The organism is Streptomyces sp. 142MFCol3.1 (assembly GCF_000424945.1).
GTDB classification, from domain to species: Bacteria; Actinomycetota; Actinomycetes; order Streptomycetales; family Streptomycetaceae; genus Streptomyces; species Streptomyces siamensis.
Genome location: NZ_AUKV01000002.1, coordinates 177,969 through 197,956, shown reverse-complemented (window position 1 = coordinate 197,956; position 19,988 = coordinate 177,969). Strand labels below are relative to the sequence as shown.

21 protein-coding genes and 1 tRNA gene are annotated in these 19,988 nt (G+C 68.5%); 6 read left to right on the top strand and 16 right to left on the bottom strand.

All coding sequences use genetic code 11. From position 1 onward, the window contains the following. Positions 1 to 7: 7 nt before the first annotated feature. The 3 genes from H305_RS0103365 to H305_RS0103355 are packed head-to-tail and all read right to left on the bottom strand — an operon-like array spanning position 8 to position 1,248. Positions 8 to 670: a DUF5994 family protein gene (locus tag H305_RS0103365; RefSeq protein WP_028799173.1), complete on the bottom strand. Its 663-nt coding sequence runs from the start codon at positions 668 to 670 to the stop codon at positions 8 to 10. A gap of 42 nt (positions 671 to 712) precedes the next feature. Continuing rightward, a complete protein-coding gene (locus tag H305_RS0103360; RefSeq protein WP_028799172.1) occupies positions 713 to 1,060 on the bottom strand; it encodes a hypothetical protein in 348 nt (115 codons plus the stop codon). After that, positions 1,057 to 1,248 carry a CsbD family protein gene (locus tag H305_RS0103355; protein ID WP_028799171.1) on the bottom strand — a complete coding sequence of 64 codons (192 nt, stop codon included), beginning with the start codon at positions 1,246 to 1,248 and terminating at the stop codon, positions 1,057 to 1,059. Before H305_RS0103355 ends, H305_RS0103360 begins: the two co-directional genes overlap by 4 nt. A gap of 316 nt (positions 1,249 to 1,564) precedes the next feature. Here H305_RS0103355 and H305_RS0103350 point away from each other — a divergent pair, with 316 nt between their 5' ends. Together H305_RS0103350 and H305_RS0103345 are read left to right on the top strand one after the other, a co-directional pair. Beyond that, positions 1,565 to 2,566: an acyl-CoA desaturase gene (locus H305_RS0103350; protein ID WP_028799170.1), complete on the top strand. Its 1,002-nt coding sequence runs from the start codon at positions 1,565 to 1,567 to the stop codon at positions 2,564 to 2,566. A gap of 48 nt (positions 2,567 to 2,614) precedes the next feature. Beyond that, positions 2,615 to 3,013, top strand: coding sequence for a DUF5994 family protein (locus H305_RS0103345; protein WP_028799169.1), 399 nt, complete (start codon positions 2,615 to 2,617; stop codon positions 3,011 to 3,013). A 364-nt stretch (positions 3,014 to 3,377) separates the two neighbouring features. On the opposite strand, the gene H305_RS0103340 is transcribed toward H305_RS0103345, so the two are convergent. After that, the gene (locus tag H305_RS0103340; RefSeq protein ID WP_028799168.1) at positions 3,378 to 3,629 is read right to left on the bottom strand and encodes a hypothetical protein; all 252 of its coding nucleotides are present in this window, start codon (positions 3,627 to 3,629) and stop codon (positions 3,378 to 3,380) included. Between the two features lie 169 nt (positions 3,630 to 3,798). On the opposite strand from H305_RS0103340, the gene H305_RS0103335 reads away from it, so the two are divergent. Then, on the top strand, positions 3,799 to 4,284 hold the full coding sequence (locus tag H305_RS0103335; protein WP_028799167.1) for a DUF5994 family protein: 486 nt from the start codon (positions 3,799 to 3,801) through the stop codon (positions 4,282 to 4,284). A 176-nt stretch (positions 4,285 to 4,460) separates the two neighbouring features. On the opposite strand, the gene H305_RS0103330 is transcribed toward H305_RS0103335, so the two are convergent. The 3 genes from H305_RS0103330 to H305_RS55945 form a co-directional block, all read right to left on the bottom strand. Continuing rightward, positions 4,461 to 4,940: an Asp23/Gls24 family envelope stress response protein gene (locus H305_RS0103330; RefSeq protein WP_028799166.1), complete on the bottom strand. Its 480-nt coding sequence runs from the start codon at positions 4,938 to 4,940 to the stop codon at positions 4,461 to 4,463. A gap of 173 nt (positions 4,941 to 5,113) precedes the next feature. Continuing rightward, positions 5,114 to 5,281: a hypothetical protein gene (locus H305_RS53890; protein WP_199791328.1), complete on the bottom strand. Its 168-nt coding sequence runs from the start codon at positions 5,279 to 5,281 to the stop codon at positions 5,114 to 5,116. 343 nt (positions 5,282 to 5,624) lie between these two features. Continuing rightward, the gene (locus tag H305_RS55945; protein WP_324608085.1) at positions 5,625 to 5,777 is read right to left on the bottom strand and encodes a hypothetical protein; all 153 of its coding nucleotides are present in this window, start codon (positions 5,775 to 5,777) and stop codon (positions 5,625 to 5,627) included. 732 nt (positions 5,778 to 6,509) lie between these two features. On the opposite strand from H305_RS55945, the gene H305_RS0103310 reads away from it, so the two are divergent. Next, positions 6,510 to 7,484, top strand: a complete 975-nt coding sequence (locus H305_RS0103310; RefSeq protein WP_028799165.1) for a magnesium transporter CorA family protein — start codon at positions 6,510 to 6,512, stop codon at positions 7,482 to 7,484. Positions 7,485 to 7,622: 138 nt separating this feature from the next. Here H305_RS0103310 and H305_RS0103305 read toward each other — a convergent pair. The 3 genes from H305_RS0103305 to H305_RS0103295 all read right to left on the bottom strand — a co-directional run bounded on the left by H305_RS0103305 (position 7,623) and on the right by H305_RS0103295 (position 9,635). Further along, a tRNA-Pro gene (locus H305_RS0103305) sits at positions 7,623 to 7,696 on the bottom strand. A 67-nt stretch (positions 7,697 to 7,763) separates the two neighbouring features. After that, positions 7,764 to 8,528, bottom strand: coding sequence for a Pr6Pr family membrane protein (locus H305_RS44310; RefSeq protein WP_107439947.1), 765 nt, complete (start codon positions 8,526 to 8,528; stop codon positions 7,764 to 7,766). Between the two features lie 180 nt (positions 8,529 to 8,708). Beyond that, complete coding sequence (locus tag H305_RS0103295; protein WP_028799164.1) at positions 8,709 to 9,635, bottom strand: metallophosphoesterase; 927 nt, start codon at positions 9,633 to 9,635, stop codon at positions 8,709 to 8,711. Positions 9,636 to 9,999: 364 nt separating this feature from the next. Here H305_RS0103295 and H305_RS0103290 point away from each other — a divergent pair, with 364 nt between their 5' ends. After that, on the top strand, positions 10,000 to 10,464 hold the full coding sequence (locus tag H305_RS0103290) for a GatB/YqeY domain-containing protein (protein WP_028799163.1): 465 nt from the start codon (positions 10,000 to 10,002) through the stop codon (positions 10,462 to 10,464). A 482-nt stretch (positions 10,465 to 10,946) separates the two neighbouring features. On the opposite strand, the gene H305_RS50040 is transcribed toward H305_RS0103290, so the two are convergent. The 3 genes from H305_RS50040 to H305_RS0103275 form a co-directional block, all read right to left on the bottom strand. Continuing rightward, a complete protein-coding gene (locus H305_RS50040) occupies positions 10,947 to 11,252 on the bottom strand; it encodes a LuxR C-terminal-related transcriptional regulator (RefSeq protein WP_234020607.1) in 306 nt (101 codons plus the stop codon). A gap of 185 nt (positions 11,253 to 11,437) precedes the next feature. Then, positions 11,438 to 11,938, bottom strand: a complete 501-nt coding sequence (locus H305_RS0103280) for a hypothetical protein (RefSeq protein WP_028799161.1) — start codon at positions 11,936 to 11,938, stop codon at positions 11,438 to 11,440. Between the two features lie 175 nt (positions 11,939 to 12,113). Beyond that, positions 12,114 to 14,375, bottom strand: a complete 2,262-nt coding sequence (locus tag H305_RS0103275) for a transglycosylase domain-containing protein (protein ID WP_028799160.1) — start codon at positions 14,373 to 14,375, stop codon at positions 12,114 to 12,116. Positions 14,376 to 14,781: 406 nt separating this feature from the next. Here H305_RS0103275 and wblA point away from each other — a divergent pair, with 406 nt between their 5' ends. Then, the gene (gene wblA, locus H305_RS0103270; protein ID WP_028799159.1) at positions 14,782 to 15,120 is read left to right on the top strand and encodes a transcriptional regulator WblA; all 339 of its coding nucleotides are present in this window, start codon (positions 14,782 to 14,784) and stop codon (positions 15,118 to 15,120) included. A gap of 30 nt (positions 15,121 to 15,150) precedes the next feature. Here wblA and H305_RS44305 read toward each other — a convergent pair whose 3' ends face one another. The 3 genes from H305_RS44305 to H305_RS44300 all read right to left on the bottom strand — a co-directional run bounded on the left by H305_RS44305 (position 15,151) and on the right by H305_RS44300 (position 19,970). Then, complete coding sequence (locus H305_RS44305; RefSeq protein WP_037762226.1) at positions 15,151 to 16,650, bottom strand: ArsA-related P-loop ATPase; 1,500 nt, start codon at positions 16,648 to 16,650, stop codon at positions 15,151 to 15,153. Then, on the bottom strand, positions 16,647 to 17,624 hold the full coding sequence (locus H305_RS0103260; RefSeq protein ID WP_028799158.1) for an ArsA family ATPase: 978 nt from the start codon (positions 17,622 to 17,624) through the stop codon (positions 16,647 to 16,649). Before H305_RS0103260 ends, H305_RS44305 begins: the two co-directional genes overlap by 4 nt. A 687-nt stretch (positions 17,625 to 18,311) precedes the next feature. Then, positions 18,312 to 19,970: a recombinase family protein gene (locus H305_RS44300; RefSeq protein ID WP_051370343.1), complete on the bottom strand. Its 1,659-nt coding sequence runs from the start codon at positions 19,968 to 19,970 to the stop codon at positions 18,312 to 18,314. Positions 19,971 to 19,988: the final 18 nt, after the last annotated feature.

Sequence of the window (19,988 nt, the reverse complement as noted above, 5' to 3'; positions counted from 1 at the left end):
GGCCACGTCACATACCGATGATCAGGCGGCTGGCCCGGCCGGGGGGACCGGTCTGTTGCGGAACGGCCGCTGACACTGGCACCGCGCAGGCGCCGCCCTCGCATTCCCATGCCTCGTCCGCGGCGATGAGCGCGCTCGCGGTCAGTGGCGGGCCGTCGTAGTCGGACGCGGCAGCCATCAGCCGGGCCGCCGACTCCGCCCCGGTTTCGGGCGGGATGATCAGCAGGTCCCAGCGGCCGGTGCCGTAGGAGAGCAGCAGCAGCTTGTGCGGGTCGATTTCCGGGGTGAACCAGCCGACCTTGACGATGTGGCCGTGCACGGGAACCTGGCGGGGGATGACCGGCCAGTGCTCCGGGTTGACGGCGATGCGGGTGATGCGGCCCCACAATGGGTCCAACACGTCGGTCAGTGCGGGCAGTTCGCTCAGCAGATCCCGGGAGCGGGGCCACCAGGCACCGTCCAGGAGTCCGCGGGAGGTGCCGTCGGTCTTCAATGCGAGGCGCGCGGCCGGGGCTGCGACGGGCTCGGGTTGCGGCAGGGTTGGGTGCAAGGTCGCCGACATGATGCGGACCCGTCTCCGGGCCGCCTCTGCGGCGGCCCGGGTTTCATCTTTCACCGAGAACGACCCGGCGTGGAAGCCGGTGTGCGAAATGCCCTCGGTAACGTCCACGGTACTCCGCGCTCCGCCGCAGCGGGGATTACGGGACAGCCCTTAGAGCTGGAGCAGCCGCTGGGTGATCTCCCGGTACTGCCTCAGCGCGTGCCGGAGTTCGTCGGACTGTGTTCCGGGTGCCTGGTCCTGCCACCCGGCGCGCAGGACACGCCGCCGTTCCGCGAGGACGTTCACGAGCTGGGCGGTGGCTTCGTCGTAGGCGCTCTCGGCCTCTTCCAGCGCCTCGCGCGGAGTGTCGGCGAAGGTGTTGAGGTCGTGCCGGAGGCGCAGGACGATCTTGTCCCTTTCGGTCGACGGGAGCAGCGGCTCCGGGCCCGGGGCACGGCGTTCGGCGGGGCCCCGGGTCTGGCCCGCGGGCTGCTGGGCGCGTGTCTGGTCGTACATCATCGGGTGCCGCTTCCGTTCCGCCCGAAGGCGTCCTTGGTCTTCTCGACGGCCTGTTCCAGGCTTACGGAGACCCGGTCGATCCTGCCTCGGCGTTGCAGTCGCCCATTGCGGGTGACCCGGCCGAGCTCTTCGGTGATCCTGCCCTTCATCGTCTGCGCCGTGTTCCTGATCGTCCGTGCAACGGTCATGGCCGGCCTCGCTGTTGTCCGGTAGGTGGGTTCCCGCGGGGTCTGGGCGAGGCGGGTGGTCGGAATGCTTCGCCGTGTGTTCGGGAGTGGCATGGACCTGCGCCGTGCCGCCAGTCAACGTCCGGCGACGGTCGGTGTCAACGCGGTGGCCACGCGATCCGGCCCGCCTCGTTTCGGAGCGTGCGGGAGTACGGTGGAGAAAGCGAGGTCTCTTCGTATGCCGGTGCCCGAACCGGCCCGTCCTTGCGACTCCCCATCACAGGGGCAGCCCATGTCCCCGGCCGCGTCAAACGCATCCAGGGCCGAGGAGCAACGTATGCCGCGCAGTCCGACCACGTCCACGACGGTCACACCGTCGCCCCCTGCCCCGCCGCCCCAGGGCTACGACGGGGCGTCCCCCTTCCCATCTGACGGCCCGGCGCCTCCGCGCGACGGCGGTGACCGGTTGTACGTCACGGTGACGGCGGTGATCGTCGTCCTGCCGTTCGTGGCAATCGGCCTGGCCGGCTGGCTGCTGTGGGGACGCCTCATCCATCCCGCCGACATCGTCCTCGCGCTCGTCCTTTACACGATCACCGGTCTGGGCGTCACGGTCGGCTTCCACCGCGGCCTCACCCACGGCGGCTACCGTGCCATCCGTCCCGTGCGGATCGCGCTCGCGGTGGCCGGTTCGATGAGCTTCCAGGGCGACGTCATCGGCTGGGTCGCCACCCACCGCCGCCATCACGCCTTCACCGACCGGCCCGGCGATCCGCACTCCCCGTACCGCTACGGCACGCATCTGCGCGGCCAGTTGCGTGGGCTGCTGCACGCGCACGTCGGCTGGCTGTTCCGCAACGACCGCACACCCGCCGACCGGTACGCTCCCGACCTGCTGGCCGACCGCGACATCCGTGCCGTCGCCCGCGCCTTCCCGGCGCTGTGCGTCCTCACGCTCGCCCTGCCGTTCGCGGTGGGCTGGGCCATCGGCGGTACGTGGCTGTACGGCGTAACCGCCCTGCTGTGGGCGGGACTTGTGCGTATCGCGCTGCTCCACCACGTCACCTGGAGCGTGAACTCTCTCTGTCACGTGATCGGTGAGCGCCCGTTCCGCACCCGGCGCCACGACCGGGCCACGAACCTGTGGCCCCTCGCCCTGCTGTCGTTCGGCGAGAGCTGGCACAACCTTCACCACGCCGACCCCACCAGCGCCCGCCACGGCGTCGACCGCGGCCAGCTCGACCCCTCCGCCGCCGTCATCCGCCTCCTGGAACGCCTCGGCTGGGTGCACGACGTGCGCTGGCCCACTCCGGACCGCGTGGCCGCCCGCCGCGCCTGACACCGGTCACTCACCTCCTCCGCCGCACGGCAGTTGACAGGAGCTTTCATGACCACCGCGCTGCAACCCCCTCCTCCCTCCCATCCCCTCCTCCGCCTGCGCCTGGCTCCCTACGGCGGTATGCCCCAGCCCATCGACGGAGCGTGGTGGCCCCGTTCGTACGACCTGCTCGCCGAACTCCCCCGGCTGCTCGCCGGATTGCCGCGCGCGTGGGGCGACATCACCAGCGTCACCGTCAACGGGGCGGCGTGGTCCGCGGTGCCCGGCCGGATGCTCGTCTTCAACCAAGTCGTACGACTGCGCAGGACGGCGGCGGCATCCGCCCCGCACAAGATCGTCCTGCTCGCCCCCGGCCGGGGGCGCTGGGACCTGCTGGTCGTGCCTCCGGATACGACCGAGGAGGCCGCGGAACCGTTCATGGCGGCCGCGGCACGTGGTCACGTCTGATCCGGCCCACCACGGACTGCCCGCCGAATCATCAGGCACCCACGGCCAGGGCGGCGACGACGACCGTCACACCCCCACGACCAGTCGGCCGGGCCGGCCGGTGGTGGTCTCGTACGACGAGGAAGTTTCGCCGGACTGTTCCGCCGTCACGAGGGCGGTTCGCGGTCATCGGCGGGCCGGTGTTCGCGCTCGCGGCGCCCATCAGCCGGGCGGCCGAGGGAGCGCTGGTCTTGGAGGTCCCAACGGCCCGCCGCATAGGGGCTCACCGGGAACTAAGCCGGCATCGGAGCCGGTGTGCGAAGTGCTCCCGATGAGTTCACGCTACTTCGCGAAGAGGCCGAACGGACCGCTCCTGGACGTCGGCTCACTCCCGTCGGCGATCGTCCTCCGAGGAGCGGCTCGTCTCCAGCCAGGACCGTGCCGGTTCTGGCGAGCGGGTGGTGTCCACGGTGAGCTGGAGGCGGGTCCCTCCCTGGCTGTCCGCGGGATAGCTGCGCTGCTCGGTGGCGGCGAAGCACTGGCGGAGAACCTCCGCGACGCGACGGGCGACCTCGGGGGAGGCCGCGACGATACGTACCTCGGCGTGCCCGTCCGGGGGTGTTTCCGTGGGCTGCATGGCGACCTCGTTGTTCGGGCACAGATGAGCGGACCGATCTTTCACTCTACTCCGGCATGCCCCGTGGCCCTCGGGTGCGACCGGCGAGCTTCCTGGCCGACGTGGGCCGCGGAGTACCGTGAAGCAAGGAAGTCACTCCGTTTTCCTCACAGGTAGACAGGCGAGTGCGATGTCCGACTCCGGCTCCCCGCGTGTGACCAGGCTCCTGCCGGACGCCGTCCACCAGGCCCTGAAACCCGGGACGGCTGTCGTGCGACTGGAGACGACGCACGACCGCCGGGGTGTTCTCGACGGAGCATGGTGGCCGCGGTCCCGGGACATCGCCGCGGAGCTCCCCGCCCTGATCGCCGCCCTGGCCGAGTACCTCGGGCCGATCACACGTGTCGGCCTGGACGCCGGTGCCTGGGAAGCACTGCCGACGAGGCTGGTCATCGATGACCGAGTCGTGCACATCGACTCCTTCCCGGTCGGCGACGACACCGTCCTCATCACTCGGGGCGAGCAGGATCTCTTCTCCCTGCTCGTGGTCCCGCCGCACGCGACGCCCGACGCTGCGCGCGCCGCGATGGCTGAGGCCGTCCGCGCCGGCAACGTCACGCAGGCCGTTCAGATCCTCATCGACACCGGCACCGACCGGGCAACGCCGGAGATGTGAGAGCGATCAGCCGCCGGGGTCCTCGGGCTGGTCCGCTGCGGTGGGGGTGCCGGGATGCTCTCGGTGAGGCGGATCCGATGACCGCCGTCCTGACGAGCTGTCACCCCCCCCATGGCAGGCAGGCGAGGACGGGAGGCGTGCGCGCGCTCCTTGCTCGCTTCGGCTCCGGCAAGCGATTACCCGAGCCGCCGCTCTCGTTGTTCCTCGTCCACATGCACATCGCCGACCGCGATGTTGACCTCGACAACTTCCAGACCGGTCATCCGCTCGATGGCAGCGATCACGTTCTCTCTGACGTCGTCCGCGACCTCGATGATGGAGACGCCGTACTCGACGACGATCTCCAGGTCGACCGCGGTCTGTACCTCGCCGACCTCGACCTTCACCCCGCTGGTGACGGACTTCCCGCCGGCACCGGGCATACGTTCACGCATGGCCCCCATGCCACGGGCGAACCCATCGCCCATCGAATGGACGCCCGGCACATCGCGGGCCGCCATCCCGGCGATCTTCGCCACCGTACCGTCGGCGATCGTCGTACGGCCACGCGATCCCGGATCGCTTCCGTGCGGCACCCCCGCACTCTTCCCGCCGCGCTCGCCCAATGATCCTGCGCGAGGGGCCTCGGGCCGGTTCGGCAGTCCGGTGTCCGTCATCTTCGGTCACCTCTTTACAAGGCGCAGGCGGCCTGTCGTTCTCTTCCTCCACGCTAACGTCGAGTGCCCGACGTCGCTCAGGCAAGGGCACGGGAGCGATGCTGGCCGCGGCGCCAGGAGTCGGCGGTGGTACCCCACACAGAAGGGCAGGTCGGGTGGCCGGTCGGACCGCCCTACCGGACACGGGGCCTGCGGCGGCCCCCCATCCGCGTTCTGAGAAGGACAAGGTCGGCGATGAGCACCATCACCCCGATGATCAGCAGGTAGAGCGTGTCCCTGCCGAGCGCCCCGATGACGCCGAGCGCAACGGCCACGATGAGCAGCAGAAGAAACAGCACCACGTCAGCCTCCCGGCGTCAGCGGCGGGCCAGTCCAGTCGCGTCAGTCGCGTCGTTGTCGGCCGTTTACGTAGACGGCGCGCTGATCACTCGGCCCTTCGGGTCAACGACGTCGCCGTTGCGTCACTGGCGGAGAGCGGCCGAGTGGAACACATCTTCTCCCTGTGGCAGGTGCCGGTGACGCAACGGCCCCGGCGTATACACACCGGGACCGCCCTTCCGGGTCGTCGCACGTGAGAGTGCTCCGACCCACTGACCAGGGTATGCCCGGTAAGCCATTTCGGTCATATGGGAGGACACAGCTGTCATGTGACCGGCCGGAGCCCTGAGGGCGGCCTTGGCCGTGTCAGTCACTGTCCTTCTCCTCGGTCTCCATGAGCTGGATCCCCTTGTGCGTCAGTGTGACCATCGCGGGTGTGTTTCCTCGCGCCCAGTCGACCTGGATCAGCCCTTCGGCCGCCAGGTACGTGCAGGCGGCGGCCAGGTCCTCGTCGGGCATGGCGAGGTCCTCGCGCAGCCACGCCCCCGGTGAGGCCGAGGAGGCGATTCCCTTCGATGGCCTCGTACAGGGTCTTCTCGATGGCCTCGTACAGGGTCTTCATGATCGCCTCGCGGTAGTGCTGCCGCTCGTGCAGTGTCGCCATGGTCGCCTGCTGCTCGTGCCGGCACGGACGGAAACCCGTACGTCTGGGGCGGTATCCCCCTTCCCCGCTGAGGGCCATCTCCTCAGATTTCGTCCAACTGTGTGTGATCGTCCCGGGAGGAACTGAAAGGGTCAACAGCCAGGAGCGCACCGGCTCCGCCATGCGCGTGGTGTCCACGTGAGTGGAGGCGTGCTCCTCCGTCAGCGCCTGCGGGGTAGCTGCGCGCTTCGGCGGCCGCGAAACAGCGGCGGAGGATCTCCGCGGCATGGCGAGCCGCCTCGGGTCCGCGGCGACGATACGAACCTCCGCGTGCCCGGCCGACGGCAGTTCCGGTGACTTCAGGGTGACCCCTTATTCATTCAGGACGACGTGGGGCGACGTGCCGGTGGGCGTGACGGCCGTCGCCCATACCCACCGCCGGCTGGAAGCGGTCTGAGTCATCAGCGGCTCCCGTCTCGACGCTCACGGCCGTGGCGGCGGCAGGAGGACCCTTCGGCGCGGTTGCACGTGGGCTCTTACGGTTCCGCCGGCCGATTCCCGGTAGTGGTGTCCGCTGATGTTCCGCCGGTGCCGTTAGGGTGCGCGACATGGCCCGTACTCGGCTGTACCGCGACGGCTCCCTGGTCGAGGAGGACTTCCCGGTCCGGGACATCTCCCAGCATCTGGCGGACCGGTCTTCGACCGTGTGGTTGGACCTGTACCGCCCGGACCGCGCCGAGTTCACGGCGGTCGGCGAGGAACTCGGCCTCCACGAGCTGGCTCTCGAGGACGCGCTGCACGAGGGACAGCGGGCGAAACTCGACAACTACCGCACCCATCACTTCCTCAGTGTCTACGCGGTCGCCTTCGACCCGGACGGCGCAGGACTGACGATGAGCGAGCTCGCGGTCATCCTCACACCACAGGCGCTGATCACCGTCCGCAAGGACGCCGCGTTCGCCCTCGACGAGCTGGTCGCCCGCTGGGACCGTGCCCCGGCTCTGGCAGCACACGGGGTCGCCTTTCTGCTCCACGGCCTGCTCGACTACGTCGTCGACGGGCACTTCGCCGCAGTACAGCAACTCGACGAACGTATCGAGGAACTTGACGATCTGCTCTTCGCCGAAGGCGGCCGGCAGATCCAGACCGTACAGCGCCAGTCCTACGCCCTGCGGAAATCACTGGTTCGGCTCCGTCGCGTGGTCCTGCCCATGCGGGAGGTCGTCAACGCCCTCATGCGCCCCGACCTCGACGTCGTCGACGGCCCCCTGCTGCCGTACTACCGCGATGTGTACGACCACGTGCTGCGTGCCGGCGAGTGGACGGAGTCGCTGCGCGACCTGGTGGCCTCGGTGATGGAGACCAACTTGTCGGTGCAGGCGAACCGGATGAACCTGATCATGAAGAAGGTGACGAGCTGGGCCGCGGTGATCGCCGTGCCCACGGCGATCACTGGATTCTACGGACAGAACCTTCCCTACCCCGGCTTCGGACAACAGTCGGGTTTCATCGTTTCCAGCGCCGTCATCGTCGTTGTCTCTCTGACGCTGTACTTCGCTTTCAGGCACTGGGACTGGCTCTGACCGCACACGCTCCTGCGTGCTCGCCGGCAGACGGGTCCTGAGACCCGGTTCCCGAAGTCGACTGCCAAGACGGGGCCGAACAACAATTCAGGCCCGGCGCTGATCTCTCAGCACCGGGCCTGACCTGGTGTTTCTCTGTCGGGGTGGCGGGATTTGAACCCACGACCTCTTCGTCCCGAACGAAGCGCGCTGCCAAGCTGCGCTACACCCCGATGTCACTGCTTGTCGCGGCGACGACGTTTACTTTAGCCCACCGGTGGCCTGAGACGAAATCCGGTTTTACGGGCGTCGTGCGCGGGGGCGGACCAGGTCGGGGCGCAGGTGGTCCACGACGATGGTGACGAGGGCCAGGGCGTAGAAGCCGAGGCCGAGGATGGCCGTGTTGCCGAGGATGCCGACGTAGCCGTGCCGGTCCACGTCGACGAAGGGGTAGAGGTAGCGGTCGGGCGTCCCGGGGGCCAGCATCGCGCCGCGGATCAGGGAAAAGACCAGGTAGAAGAGTGGGTAGAGCACCCAGGTGGCCGCGTGGCGCAGCGCCATGCGACCGGGGTGGGTCAGCAGCAGCCAATCGGCGATCACGACGACCGGTGTCACCGTGTGGAGGAGTTGGTCGGCCACCCAGGGCCATCCGGTGGAGTCGCCTGCCTCGCCGGTCATGGAGAAGCCGCCGGGCCGGTCCGCGAGCATCAGGTGGTACACCAGGCCCGTGATCACGATGTAGAGGAGTGTGGCGCCCGTCACCGCACCCGACAGGGGGCGGCGGGCCGCCCAGGCCCGCCGGGCCGAGACCGCGAAGATCACGGCCACCAGGATGTTGGCCTGGATCGTGAAGTACGCCAGGACGTGGAGTGCGCTGCCGGCGAGCAGGTCGATCGCCACGCCCGCCGCCGCGACAAGGGCCACGAAGATGCGGAAGGCGGTCGCCCGCGGGCGGCGGGTGGGTGCCACTACCGCCGTCGCGGGGACGAAGGACGAGGCGATCGGCGGAGCGATACCCGGTATCGCGGGGAGATCGGGTATGTCCCTGGGTATGGGGGCGGTCATGGCCCCACGCTAAGGAGCCCGGACGAATCGGGCGATACGGGTCGTCCGGGTGGGTTACATACGGGCGAGGAGGCGGGACCGGTCCCCGGCCCGCACCTCTTCGCCCGTGTCCGGCCCGTCGAGTCGAAGTCACCGCGAGACGTTAAGGCGCCCCGGTCCCGGGGCGCCCCGCGGCGACCGCTACCTGCGCTCCACCAGCGTCAGCAGCGACGCCTCCGGGGGGCATGCGAAACGTACCGGCGTGTAGCGGCTCGTGCCGCAGCCCGCCGAGACGTGCATGTACGACGTACGGCCGTCCGCCGTGTGCGTGGACAGGCCCTTCACGCGGTCCGTGTCCAGGTCGCAGTTGGTGACGAAGGCCCCGTAGAAGGGGAGGCAGAGCTGGCCACCGTGGGTGTGGCCGGCGAGTATCAGCGGGTAGCCGTCGGCGGTGAAGGCGTCGAGAGCGCGCAGGTACGGTGCGTGGACCACGCCCATCGAGAAGTCGGCCGACTCCGACGGTCCACCGGCCACGCGCGCGTAGCGGTCCCGCTTGATGTGCGGGTCGTCCAGGCCGGTCAGTTCGATCTCGGCGCCGTCGACCTTCAGCGACCCGCGGGTGTTCGTCAGGTTCAGCCAGCCCGCCGTGTCGAAGCCGTCGCGCAGGTCCTCCCACGGGTTGTGGACGGCGCCCACGACGGGCTTGTTGCCGTTCAGGCCGTGGCGGCCCTGGGTCTTCTCGATCAAGTAGCGGGCGGGGTTGCGGAGTGTGGGGCCGTAGTAGTCGTTCGAGCCGAAGACGTACGCCCCCGGGAACTCCATCAGGGGGCCTAGGGCGTCCAGAACCTCGGGAACGCCTTCGGGGTCGGACAGGTTGTCCCCGGTGTTGATGACGAAGTCGGGGCGCAGCCCGGCCAGGGACCGCAGCCAGCGCTGCTTCTTGCGCTGGCCGCTCACCATGTGGATGTCGGAGACCTGGAGGATGCGCAAGGGCCGCATCCCCGCCGGCAGGACCGGCACCGTCACCCGCCGAAGGCGGAAGGACCGGGCCTCGAAACCGGCCGAGTACAACAGACCGGCGGCGCCCACCGCCGTGATTGCCAGGGGTACTCCGTATCGCGCGCGCATACGTCCATCGTGTCAGACCCCCGCGGGCCTTCGTGCCCCCAGGGCTTGGGGCGCGTCCCCGCGGGCACGGGGCGCGCCGGGCGAATCCTCGGTCAGGACGCGAACTCCGCGCAAGGGCCAGGCGCGCGGTCGCGCGAGAGAGTGGGATGCGTTCGCGTGAGGGGGAGCGGGATGCGTCCGAGTGAGGACACAAGGCCCGTCCTCCTGAAGGAACAGGGCGCCCTCTTGAAGCCACAGGCCGCGCCCTCCTGAAGGAACAGGACGCGCCCTCCCGAAGCCACAGGACGCGCCCTCCTGAAGCCACAGAACGTCCGCTCCGAAATCAGCAGGCGACCCGCGCACCGCACCTGCGACAATCGACGGCATGACCACGCTCAAGTCGAAGCTGCAGGAAGACCTCAACGCCGCGATCAAGGAGCGCGACGAGCTCCGCTCCTCGACGCTCCGGCTGACCCTCGCCGCGATCACCAAGGAGGAGGTCGCGGGCAAGACCAAGCGCGAACTCTCCGACGACGAGGTGCAGAAGGTGATCACCCGCGAGGCGAAGAAGCGTCGTGAGGCCGCCGACGCCTTCGCTCAGGGCGGTCGCGCCGAGTCGGCCGAGCGGGAGAAGGCGGAGGGCGAGGTTCTCGCCGCGTACTTGCCCAAGCAGCTGTCCGACGACGAGCTCCAGCAGATCGTCGCCCAGGCGGTCGAGGAGGCCAGGGCCGCCGGTGCCGAGGGGCCGCGCGCCATGGGTCAGGTCATGAAGATCGTGAACCCGAAGGTGGCCGGTCAGGCCGAGGGCGGCCGTGTCGCCGCCGTCGTGAAGAAGCTTCTCGCGGGCTGAGGGCCCGCCAGGACGGGTGTGCGGGTGCCGAGTTCACCCGCTGCCTGCACTCCGGCAGAAGGCCGGAACGCCCTTGTGGGGCAACAGCGGAACGGGGGTGGTGGCCTCCGCGGTGCGGCGGTCACCACCCCTTCGGCTGGGCGCTGTCCCACGGGGCGAAGAGTTTCCCTGCGGGGCCTACGTGGACCGACGTCCCCGGTGTGGTGTCCCGCTCCGGCGTCGGCATGCGGCTCGGGCGTCGTCGCCCCTGCTGGACGTCATCGGTCCGGCCGGACGTCGTTGTCCCGGCCGGACGTCGTCACGTGGTTGTCCCGATCCGGCGTCGGCTGCGGTTCGTGACGCCGGTGGTCTGTTCCGGCGTCGGCTGCGGCTCGGACGTCATTGTCCCGGCCGGACGCCGTCGTCTCGCTCGGCGTTCTCTCCAGCGCACGCTCCCGTCGTGCGCGTCCGTGAATGACCCGGCGGTACTGCCCGTCGCGGGGTCAGCCGACCCCCGCGCGCAGGGCGCCGTCCGCCACCCGGGCGGTCAGGTCTCTCGGCCGTGGCGGCTGGCGGGACGCGCCCACCAGCAGGCCGAGTTCCTGCGCTCGAGCGCCCAGGGCCACGCGGCCATTTGCTTCGAGAAGTTCCATGAGTCGATGCACTTTGCGCTGTATCGTGCGGTGACCTACTCCTAAATGCCGGGCGATCGATGCGTCGTTCAGCCCCGCATACAGCAGGTTCAGAATCTTCTGGTCGTTGGCTTCTATTCTCGGTTTATTGACGTCAAGTTCTGGCGTAACGGTCAATTCGCCTTCCCCCCAAGTAGCAGCAGTGGATCACTGCATCTGGTAGGGCAAGTCTAGGAACCGCTTGTGAGCGCGAACAGCCGAATAAATCTCACCAAAGACTGTTAACGGGGCGAGCGGGATGACGTATTTGCGCCATCCCCGCTCGCTTTGGCTTCATCCGTACGTCGGACGGCCGGGCCGGCTCAGTACCACGGCGTGCACGACTCGTCGCCCGACGGGTCCTCCACGCAGGCCCGCATTTCGTAACCCGACGGGTTGTAGTACATCGGCGTGCGTGTGTAGTAGTAGTTCGTGCCCTCGGGGACCTTCGCGGTCCAGCCCGAAGCGCCGCCCTTCTTCTCGCCCAGGCGCCAGTAACAGGTGGAGTGGCTCTTCGTGCAGCGCTGCACGTACACGGTGTACTTCTGCTCGTCCGAGCCGCTGATGTACCAAAGGCGGCCCCAGCTGTACTGGTCGCCGTCCGTCTTCCCCCAGCGCAGCTCGTACATGAAGGACCCGCCGAGGTCGTACGGGCCGTAGGGGCTGACCGGACCGGTCTGCCAGGTCTGGACGTTCGGATCGTGACCGTCGCAGCCGAAGTTGTCGCAGGTGGCGGCCGCCGCCGAATTCGGTACGGCGAGGGCGAGGGTCAGGGCGCCGAGCAACGCGCTGAACGTGACACTGAGCCGCGATCTGAGTTTCATGTCCCCTCCGGACGGGCTGGAAAACAGCAAGGGCACCCTCGAGGCGGGGCCGGAGGTGAATATGTCACGGCCTCCGCCGAGAGGGTGCCCTTACCGGGAAGCTGACGTAATTACGCCGGACGCTTCAGCAGCAGGTCAGCCGGGGGACGCGGGGTGGATCGGCGAATATGGGACATCAGCGCTGACCGCCGTTTCCGTTACCCCTGTTGGTGGTGCCCTGAATCCATCCCTCGGGAATGGAGAAGGAAGGTGTGGGGAGCGTCCCGCCGTTGGTCAGGCCGCCGAGGGGGTCTCCATTCCCGCCGTTTCCGTTTCCGTTTCCGTGACCGTTGTCGTCGTCGTTCCCCTCGTGATCCCGGTCCTTGTCCTCGTCGGGAATGTCGACCAGGTTGAAGGACGGCGAGTCCTTGCCCACCAGGGCGCCGGTCATCAGGTCCCGCCAGATCGGGCCGGGAACCTGTCCGCCGTAGACCTTGTCGCGGTATACGCCGCCGATGCGGATGCCCCGCATCTGGACCTTCTGGGTGGCGCTGCCGACCCAGACCGCGCCGGACAGGTTCGGCGTGTAGCCGACGAACCAGGCGTTCTTGCGCTGGTCCGTCGTACCCGTCTTACCGGCGTTGGCCCGGTCGGTCAGACCCGCCTGCTGACCCGTACCGGAGTCGACCACGCCGCTCAGCAGGGTGTTGATGGTGTCCGCGGTCTTCTCCGACATCGCGCGCGAGCACGTCGACTTCGGCACCTCCAGGGACTTCTGCGTACCGCCGATCTTCTGCGTGATCGACTCGACGGCGATCGGCGTGCAGTACATGCCGCGGGAGGCGAAGGCCGCGTACGCCGTGGCCATCGTCAGCGGGGAGATGCCCTTGGCGCCGAGGGCGATGGAGGGGACCTCGGGGAGCTTGTCGCCGTTGCCCTGGACGACGCCGAGCTTGTCGATCTGCTTCATCACCGGGCACAGGCCGATGTCGGAGATCATCTGCACGAAGTAGGTGTTGACCGACTTGGCCATCGCCTCCTTCAGCCGGTAGGGACCGACCTCCGAGGCGTCCTCGTTCGGCACCTGCTCGTTCGCCTGGTTGGTCCACGGCTTGCTGCTGCACGTCTGCACGGGGCTGGGGTACGGCATCTTGTTCGGCGACGAGTACTCCTGCGTCGGCGGCCGGCCCTGCTCGATCGCGGCAGCGGCCACGAACGGCTTGAACGTCGAACCGGTCGGGAAGCCGTAGTTGGAGCCGCCCATGCTGTAGTCGACCGAGTAGTTGTACTCGGTCTCGTTCTTCCCGTAGCCGTACGGCTTCGACTGGCCCATGCCGACGATCTTCCCGGTGCCCGGCTCGACCAGGGTCGCCGCCGCGGCGACCTTGTCCGACTTGTAGACGTGGTCCTTCAGCGACGCCTGGACGGATTCCTGCGACTGCGGGTCGAGGGTCGTGCGGATCGTCAGACCGCCCTGGTTCCAGATCTTCGCCCGCTCCTCCTTCGTCTTGCCGAAGACCGGGTCGGTCAGGAAGACGTGCTCCACGTACTTGCAGAAGAAGCTGGCGCCCTTCGCCGCCGTGATGCAGCCGTTCTTCGGCTTGCTCACGTGCAGCTCGATCTTCTTCGCCTTGGCCGCGTCGGCCTCCTGCTGCGAGATGTCGTGCACCTCGGCCATGCGCTGGAGCACGGTGTTGCGGCGCTTGATGGCCTCCGCCTCGTCGTTGACCGGGTCGTACCGGCTGGGCGACTGGACGATGCCCGCGAGCATCGCCGACTCCTGGAGGTTCAGCTCCTTGGCGGGCTTGGAGAAGTAGCGCTGGGCGGCGGCCTCGATGCCGTAGGCCTGCTCCCCGAAGAACGTGATGTTCAGGTAGTTCTCGAGGATCTTCTTCTTGCCGAGCTTCTCCTCCAGCTGGATCGCGTACTTGAGCTCGCGGATCTTGCGGCCGAGGGTCTGCTGGGTGGCCTGGGCGACCTTCGTCGGGTCGTCGCCGGCCTCCTCCACGAAGTAGTTCTTCACCAGCTGCTGCGTGAGGGTGGAGGCGCCCTGGGCGACCCCGCCGTTCTGCGCGTTCTGGTTCACGGCGCGCAGGATGCCCTTCAGGTCCACCGCACCGTGCTGGTAGTAGCGGGAGTCCTCGATCGCGACGATCGCCTTCTGCATGTACGGCGAGATGTCCTTGAGGTCGACCACCGTGCGGTCGCGCGAGTAGACCGTCGCGATCTGGCCGCCCTGATTGTCCAGGATCGTGGTCCGCTGACTCAGCGCGGGACTCTTCAGGTTGTCGGGGATCTCGTCGAACCCTTTGACGGAGCCCTTGGCCGCAAGACCGAGTGCGCCCGCGGCGGGCAGTGCGATTCCGGCCATGACGGCGCCCGCGAGCACGCTGACACCGAGGAACTTGGCGGCCTGCTGCGTAGGGGACAGACCACCGCCCGAGCGCTTCTTTGGCATGAGGGCAGCCTACGTTCTCATTCGCCGGACACGCGTATATGCCTTGGCCTAAGCTGCTCTCAACTGTCACAGCAGTGCGGCCACGTATCAATACGTCCGGCGAACCCGAATCGTTCCGGAGGTTCCCCGATTTCTGTGGGGCGCGCGTCCGACTCCGCCTTGTGTGTCACCTGGTGTCCGTTGTGACTCAACTGAAGTGTCCCGGTTTGCTGGGATTGTCTCGTATGTCCCCAGCTCACTCCCCCGGGTGATCTGCCGCTTACGCATAGTCCGTTCGGGCCATTCAAGATTGGGCCCGAAGGGGGTGTTGCGCTGTGCCCACCTTCCGTAACGTCCTCAACTGGCGGCGGTGAATATGCCGCTGCCGCCGTGGGGGAGCCTCGATTCGGGAGAGGACGGCGCCGGTATGGGCTGGGTAACCGACTGGAGTGCGCAGGCGGCCTGCCGCACTACCGATCCAGATGAACTGTTCGTTCAAGGAGCAGCGCAGAACAGGGCCAAGGCAGTGTGCACCGGGTGTCCGGTACGCACGGAGTGCCTCGCCGATGCGCTCGACAACCGCGTCGAATTCGGCGTGTGGGGTGGCATGACGGAGCGGGAGCGCCGCGCGCTGCTGCGCCGCCGGCCGACCGTCACCTCGTGGCGTCGACTGCTGGAGACCGCGCGTACGGAGTACGAGCGCGGTGCGGGCCTGCTGCCCCTCGACGAGGAAGAGGTGTACGAGCGCTACGCCGCGGTGGGCTGAGGGGCCTTCCCCTCGGGTCGCCCCGGATACTCAGCTTTCGGGCAGCTCCGGCCGATTGGCCGCGAGCCGGTCCCCGATGTTCCGCAGCCCGGCGAGGTCGTGCACGTCGCCCGGAAGTGCCGCCACTTCGGCCACCGCCACCTCGGGGTGGAGCGCGGTGAACCGGTCACGCGTGCGCTGCTCGCGGGAGAGCAGCTGCATGCGCTCGGCGTGCAGCCTCAGCAGGCCTGCGGTGAGCTGGTCGACGGTTCGGGCCGTGCTCTCCGCGTCGGAGCGGGTCTCGCCCGCCGTGGTGGTCGGATCCTGCGCTTCGGCCGTGTCGGTCTCGTCCTGCGCGTGGGCCGTGCCGTGTGCGTCGGCCGTGTCGGGCGCGTCCGGTGTGTCATGTGCGTCCGTCCGGTCCCGGGCGGTGCTGTCCGTGGCGGCGGTCCGGCTCGGGTCGGGTTGGTCCGTGGCGGCGGGGGAGCCTTCCTCGGAAGCCGGTGCCGCGGAAGCGGGAGGTTCTGAACTGCCGTACGTGTCGGGAGAGTTACGAAGTCCAGCTTTCCCGTCCCCCTGATCCACAATGCGGGCGTCGTCAAGATTTTCTGCAGCCTCGGAATCAAGATCTTCCGCGGCGGCGAGCGCCCGCTCCGCGGACAGCCGGGTGGCGCCGCTGCCGTGCACCCGGTTGAGCACCAGACCCGCGAACGGCATGTCCTCCGCGGCCAGCCGTTCCACGAAGTACGCGGCCTCGCGCAGCGCGTCCCGCTCCGGGGCCGCCACCACCAGGAACGCCGTGCCGGGCGCCTGGAGCAGCTTGTACGTGGCGTCAGCCCGCGTACGGAACCCGCCGAACGTGGTGTCCATCGCGGCCACGAACGTCTGCACGTCCTTGAGGAGCTGCCCGCCGAGCAGCTTCCCCAGGGTGCCCGTCATCATCGACATCCCGACGTTCAGGAACTTCATGCCCGCCCGGCCGCCCAGCTTCGCCGGCGCCGTCAGCAGCCGGATCAGCCGCCCGTCGAGGAACGAGCCCAGTCGCTTCGGGGCGTCCAGAAAGTCCAGCGCCGAACGCGACGGCGGTGTGTCGACGACGATGAGGTCCCACTCGTCCCGCGCCCGCAGCTGACCCAGCTTCTCCATCGCCATGTATTCCTGCGTGCCCGCAAAGCCCGCGGAGAGCGACTGGTAGAAGGGGTTGTTCAGAATGACCGCGGCCCGCTCCGGGTCCGCGTGCGCCTCGACGATCTCGTCGAACGTGCGCTTCATGTCGAGCATCATGGCGTGCAGCTCGCCGTCGCCCTCGATGCCCTTCACCCGGCGTGGAGTGTTGTCCAGCGAGTCGATGCCCATCGACTGGGCGAGCCGGCGCGCCGGGTCGATGGTGAGCACGACGACCTTGCGGCCGCGCTCCGCGGCGCGCAGCCCCAGGGCAGCCGCCGTGGTCGTCTTGCCGACGCCGCCCGATCCGCAGCACACCACGATGCGGGTCTGCGGGTCGTCGAGCAGCGGATCGACGTCGAGGACGCGGGCGGGGTCCAGGCTCATGACATCCCTTGCTTCCGCAGCTGTGCGGCCAACTCGTACAGGCCCGCCAGATCCATTCCCTCGGCGAGCAGGGGCAGTTCGTGCAGCGGCAGGCCCAGCTCCGCCAGGACCCCGCGCTGCTCGTGCTCCAGGGCGTACCGCTCGGCGTACTCCTCGGCCTGCTCCAGCAGCGGGTCGACGAGCCGCTCGGCGTTCCCGCCGCGGCGTGCTCCGCCCAGACCGGCCGCGGACAGGGACCGGGCGATCGCCGTGTGCGGGGCCGCGCGGGTGAGTTCCAGGTCGGTCGGGTCGAGGACCTGGGGCCGCACCATGTTCACGATGATCCTGCCCACCGGCAGGTTCGCGGCGTGCAGCTCCGCGATGCCGTCCGCGGTCTCCTGGACGGGCATCTCCTCCAGGAGCGTCACCAAGTGGACGGCCGTCTCCGCGGACTTGAGGACGCGCATCACGGCCTGTGCCTGATTGTGTATCGGGCCGATCTTGGCTAGGCCCGCGACCTCGTCGTTCACGTTCAGGAAGCGGGTGATGCGGCCCGTGGGCGGCGCGTCCATGACCACGTAGTCGTAGATGAACCGTCCGCTCTTGTCCTTGCGCCGTACGGCCTCGCACGCCTTGCCGGTCAGGAGCACGTCGCGCAGACCCGGCGCGATGGTGGTCGCGAAGTCGATGGCGCCGAGCTTCTTCAGGGCGCGGCCCGCGCCGCCCAGTTTGTAGAACATCTGGAGGTAGTCCAGGAGCGCCAGTTCCGGGTCTATGGCGAGGGCGAACACCTCCCCGCCGCCGGGAGCGACGGCGATCTTCCGCTCCTCGTAGGGCAGCGCTTCTGTCTCGAAGAGCTGCGCGATGCCCTGTCTGCCCTCGACCTCGACGAGGAGGGTGCGCTTGCCCTCGGTCGCGAGGGCAAGCGCGAGGGCCGCGGCCACCGTGGTCTTGCCGGTACCGCCCTTGCCGCTGACGACCTGGAGCCTGCTCACGTATTCGAGCCTAACCAGTCCGCCGCCGGACTACGCAGGAGGCTGTGGACAAGGTGCGCGAGGGGCGGGGCGGCAGGGGCTGCGGTCGGCCGCATGACCAAGTGAGGAGACATAAAGTTACGTCACGCACGATGGCATGAACGGCGGGCTGTCTGACCAGCGGTGATGCATGCTCCGGGCAGGCTCGGCGAGGAGCCGTCACCGCGTCGGCGCCCCACCTGCCCACGGGCCCTGGGAGGCCGTCCCGTTGTGTGGCGGACGCGACAGCAGGATGCCCCGCCCGTGCGCCATCGGGAAGCGGCACGGGGAGGGGGCGGGCAACACGCTGAGGCCTCTCAGGGCCCGGGTGGTCCGGGTCATCCTCAGCGGTCGGCGCGGTGTGCCCCTCGGACCAGTCGTTGACCCACCCGCGGACACCACGCGCGTACCTGCCATTGAGACCACTCACCATGGCGCCGCATCGGCGGCACTCACCCGTCGTGATCTGTGAAACGGCGACCGGGCTGCTCGACGTCGGCGGCCGGCGGAAACGCAAGAGCCCTGCCCGAGCAGTGCCGCCCGTACGGCCGTCCGAGGGCATGAGAAAGCCCCCGCCTGGCCACGGGGGCCGGACGGGCCGGCAAGGCGCTCTCCGGAGCGCCCAGGGCCGCTCCGGTTGGGCACCCTCGCGGACGCTCGGGACAGCCCTTAGACCCACTCGATAGACACGCGCCCCTCAATGACGGCACGTGCCTTGTTCCCCCGACTCTTCTCGCTGGGAAGTGCCTTGCGCACCGTGATTCGCTTGCAGAACAGCGCGACGAACTCTCGGCGGTCAGCGAGGCTTGCCGACTCCCACCACGACCCCGGACCCATCGGATCGCCGTTGTCCGACCCGGTCCACCCGCTGATAGGAAGCACTAGCGAACCAGCCTGGCCGAGTTCCTCAAGTCGCCGATCAGCGGCGGCTGCACGCGCCTGCTGAGTCTTGATGTCTTCCTGCCAGCGTGCCCGGCCGATTTCATCACCCCGGTACAAGTCGGCGTCGTCGTAGAGCTGTCGCAGGGCGAGCAGCGCATCGGCGCGATCGTGCAGCACTGTCTGCCGTTCCTGCGCCGTCTCGGGAGTTTCGTTGACTTCGGCGTAGTGCGCTGACACCCGCTCAAGGATGCGGCGCGATTCCTCATCCCATTCGGCGGCATCGATCAGCGCGAAAATGCTCCGCACCACGTGATCGTCAAGGGTCGTGCGCGAGACGTAGGAGCGGCCCTCATGGTCCCCGGCGGCATCGCTCAGAGGCTTACCCGCTGCCCGGTTGCAGAAGTACGACGGCCGGGCCGAGTTGTTCGCGCTCATCGAGTAGCCGCACGCGCAGGCGAGTACGCCCATGGACGACAGTAGCGCCGTAGTCCGATGCTCATTCATGCGGACCGGCCGGGCGTCAAGCCATTCCTGAACGGCGAACCAGTCAGCCTCGCTGAGAATGGGCTCCCAGACACGCGCTGGCTTGCCCTCGGCGTCACGGCGGACACGGTGGCCGGTAACCCTGCCGGCAGCGCTGTAGATGGCCTCAGCGTCGAAGCCGGCGATATGCGGGTGGCGCAGCATGCGGATAACTGTCTTGGGGTGCCACGCGCTGTTCGCTGTCTTCTTACCGCGCGAGGCGCCCAGGGTCGGAACCCCTTCAGCGTTCAGTGTTACACAGATCGAATGCACAGAGTCCGTGCCGGCGAGCAGCGCCTTAACAATGCGCCGGATAACTTCGGCCTCATCCGGCTGAGTTACGAGCATCTGCACGGCAACGGGCTTTCCGCCGGGCGCCGTTCGGTTCTCTTGCTGAAGCCTGCGACCGTAGGGCGCTTTCCCGCCCACATATCCGCCCAGGGAGCGTGCCAGTGCAGCAGCGTCACGGACGGCGGCGGACTTGCTCTTGGATTCCTGGTGCGCGGCGTCCAGTCGGAAAATCAGGTGGATCAGGTCCATGGTGTCGCCGGGCCGGAATACGCCCTCCATGGTCGACACGATGGTTACGCCCAGCGAAAGCAGGTCGTTAACGATGGGGATTGCGTCGCGCGGCTCCAGCCGAGACAGGCGGCTGATGTTGTAGACGATCAGGACGTTGATCCGGCCCATGCGGCAGTCGCGGAGCAGACGCTCAAAGTCGGGCCACTCGGTTCCTGAGTAGGCGGATATGCCGACGTCCTCATAGTGACCGCACCAGGTGGCTTCACGGCCCTGCCTCGCAGCCTCAGCGGCGAACGACTCGTAGCGTGCCTGGTTGGCGTCGCGCTGGCTTGCGGGGCTGGCCTCGCTGCCGCTGACCCGGCCGTAGGACTGTCGTGTGTAGCCTGCGACGTGAAGGTTCATACCGCTTACCACCTGGGG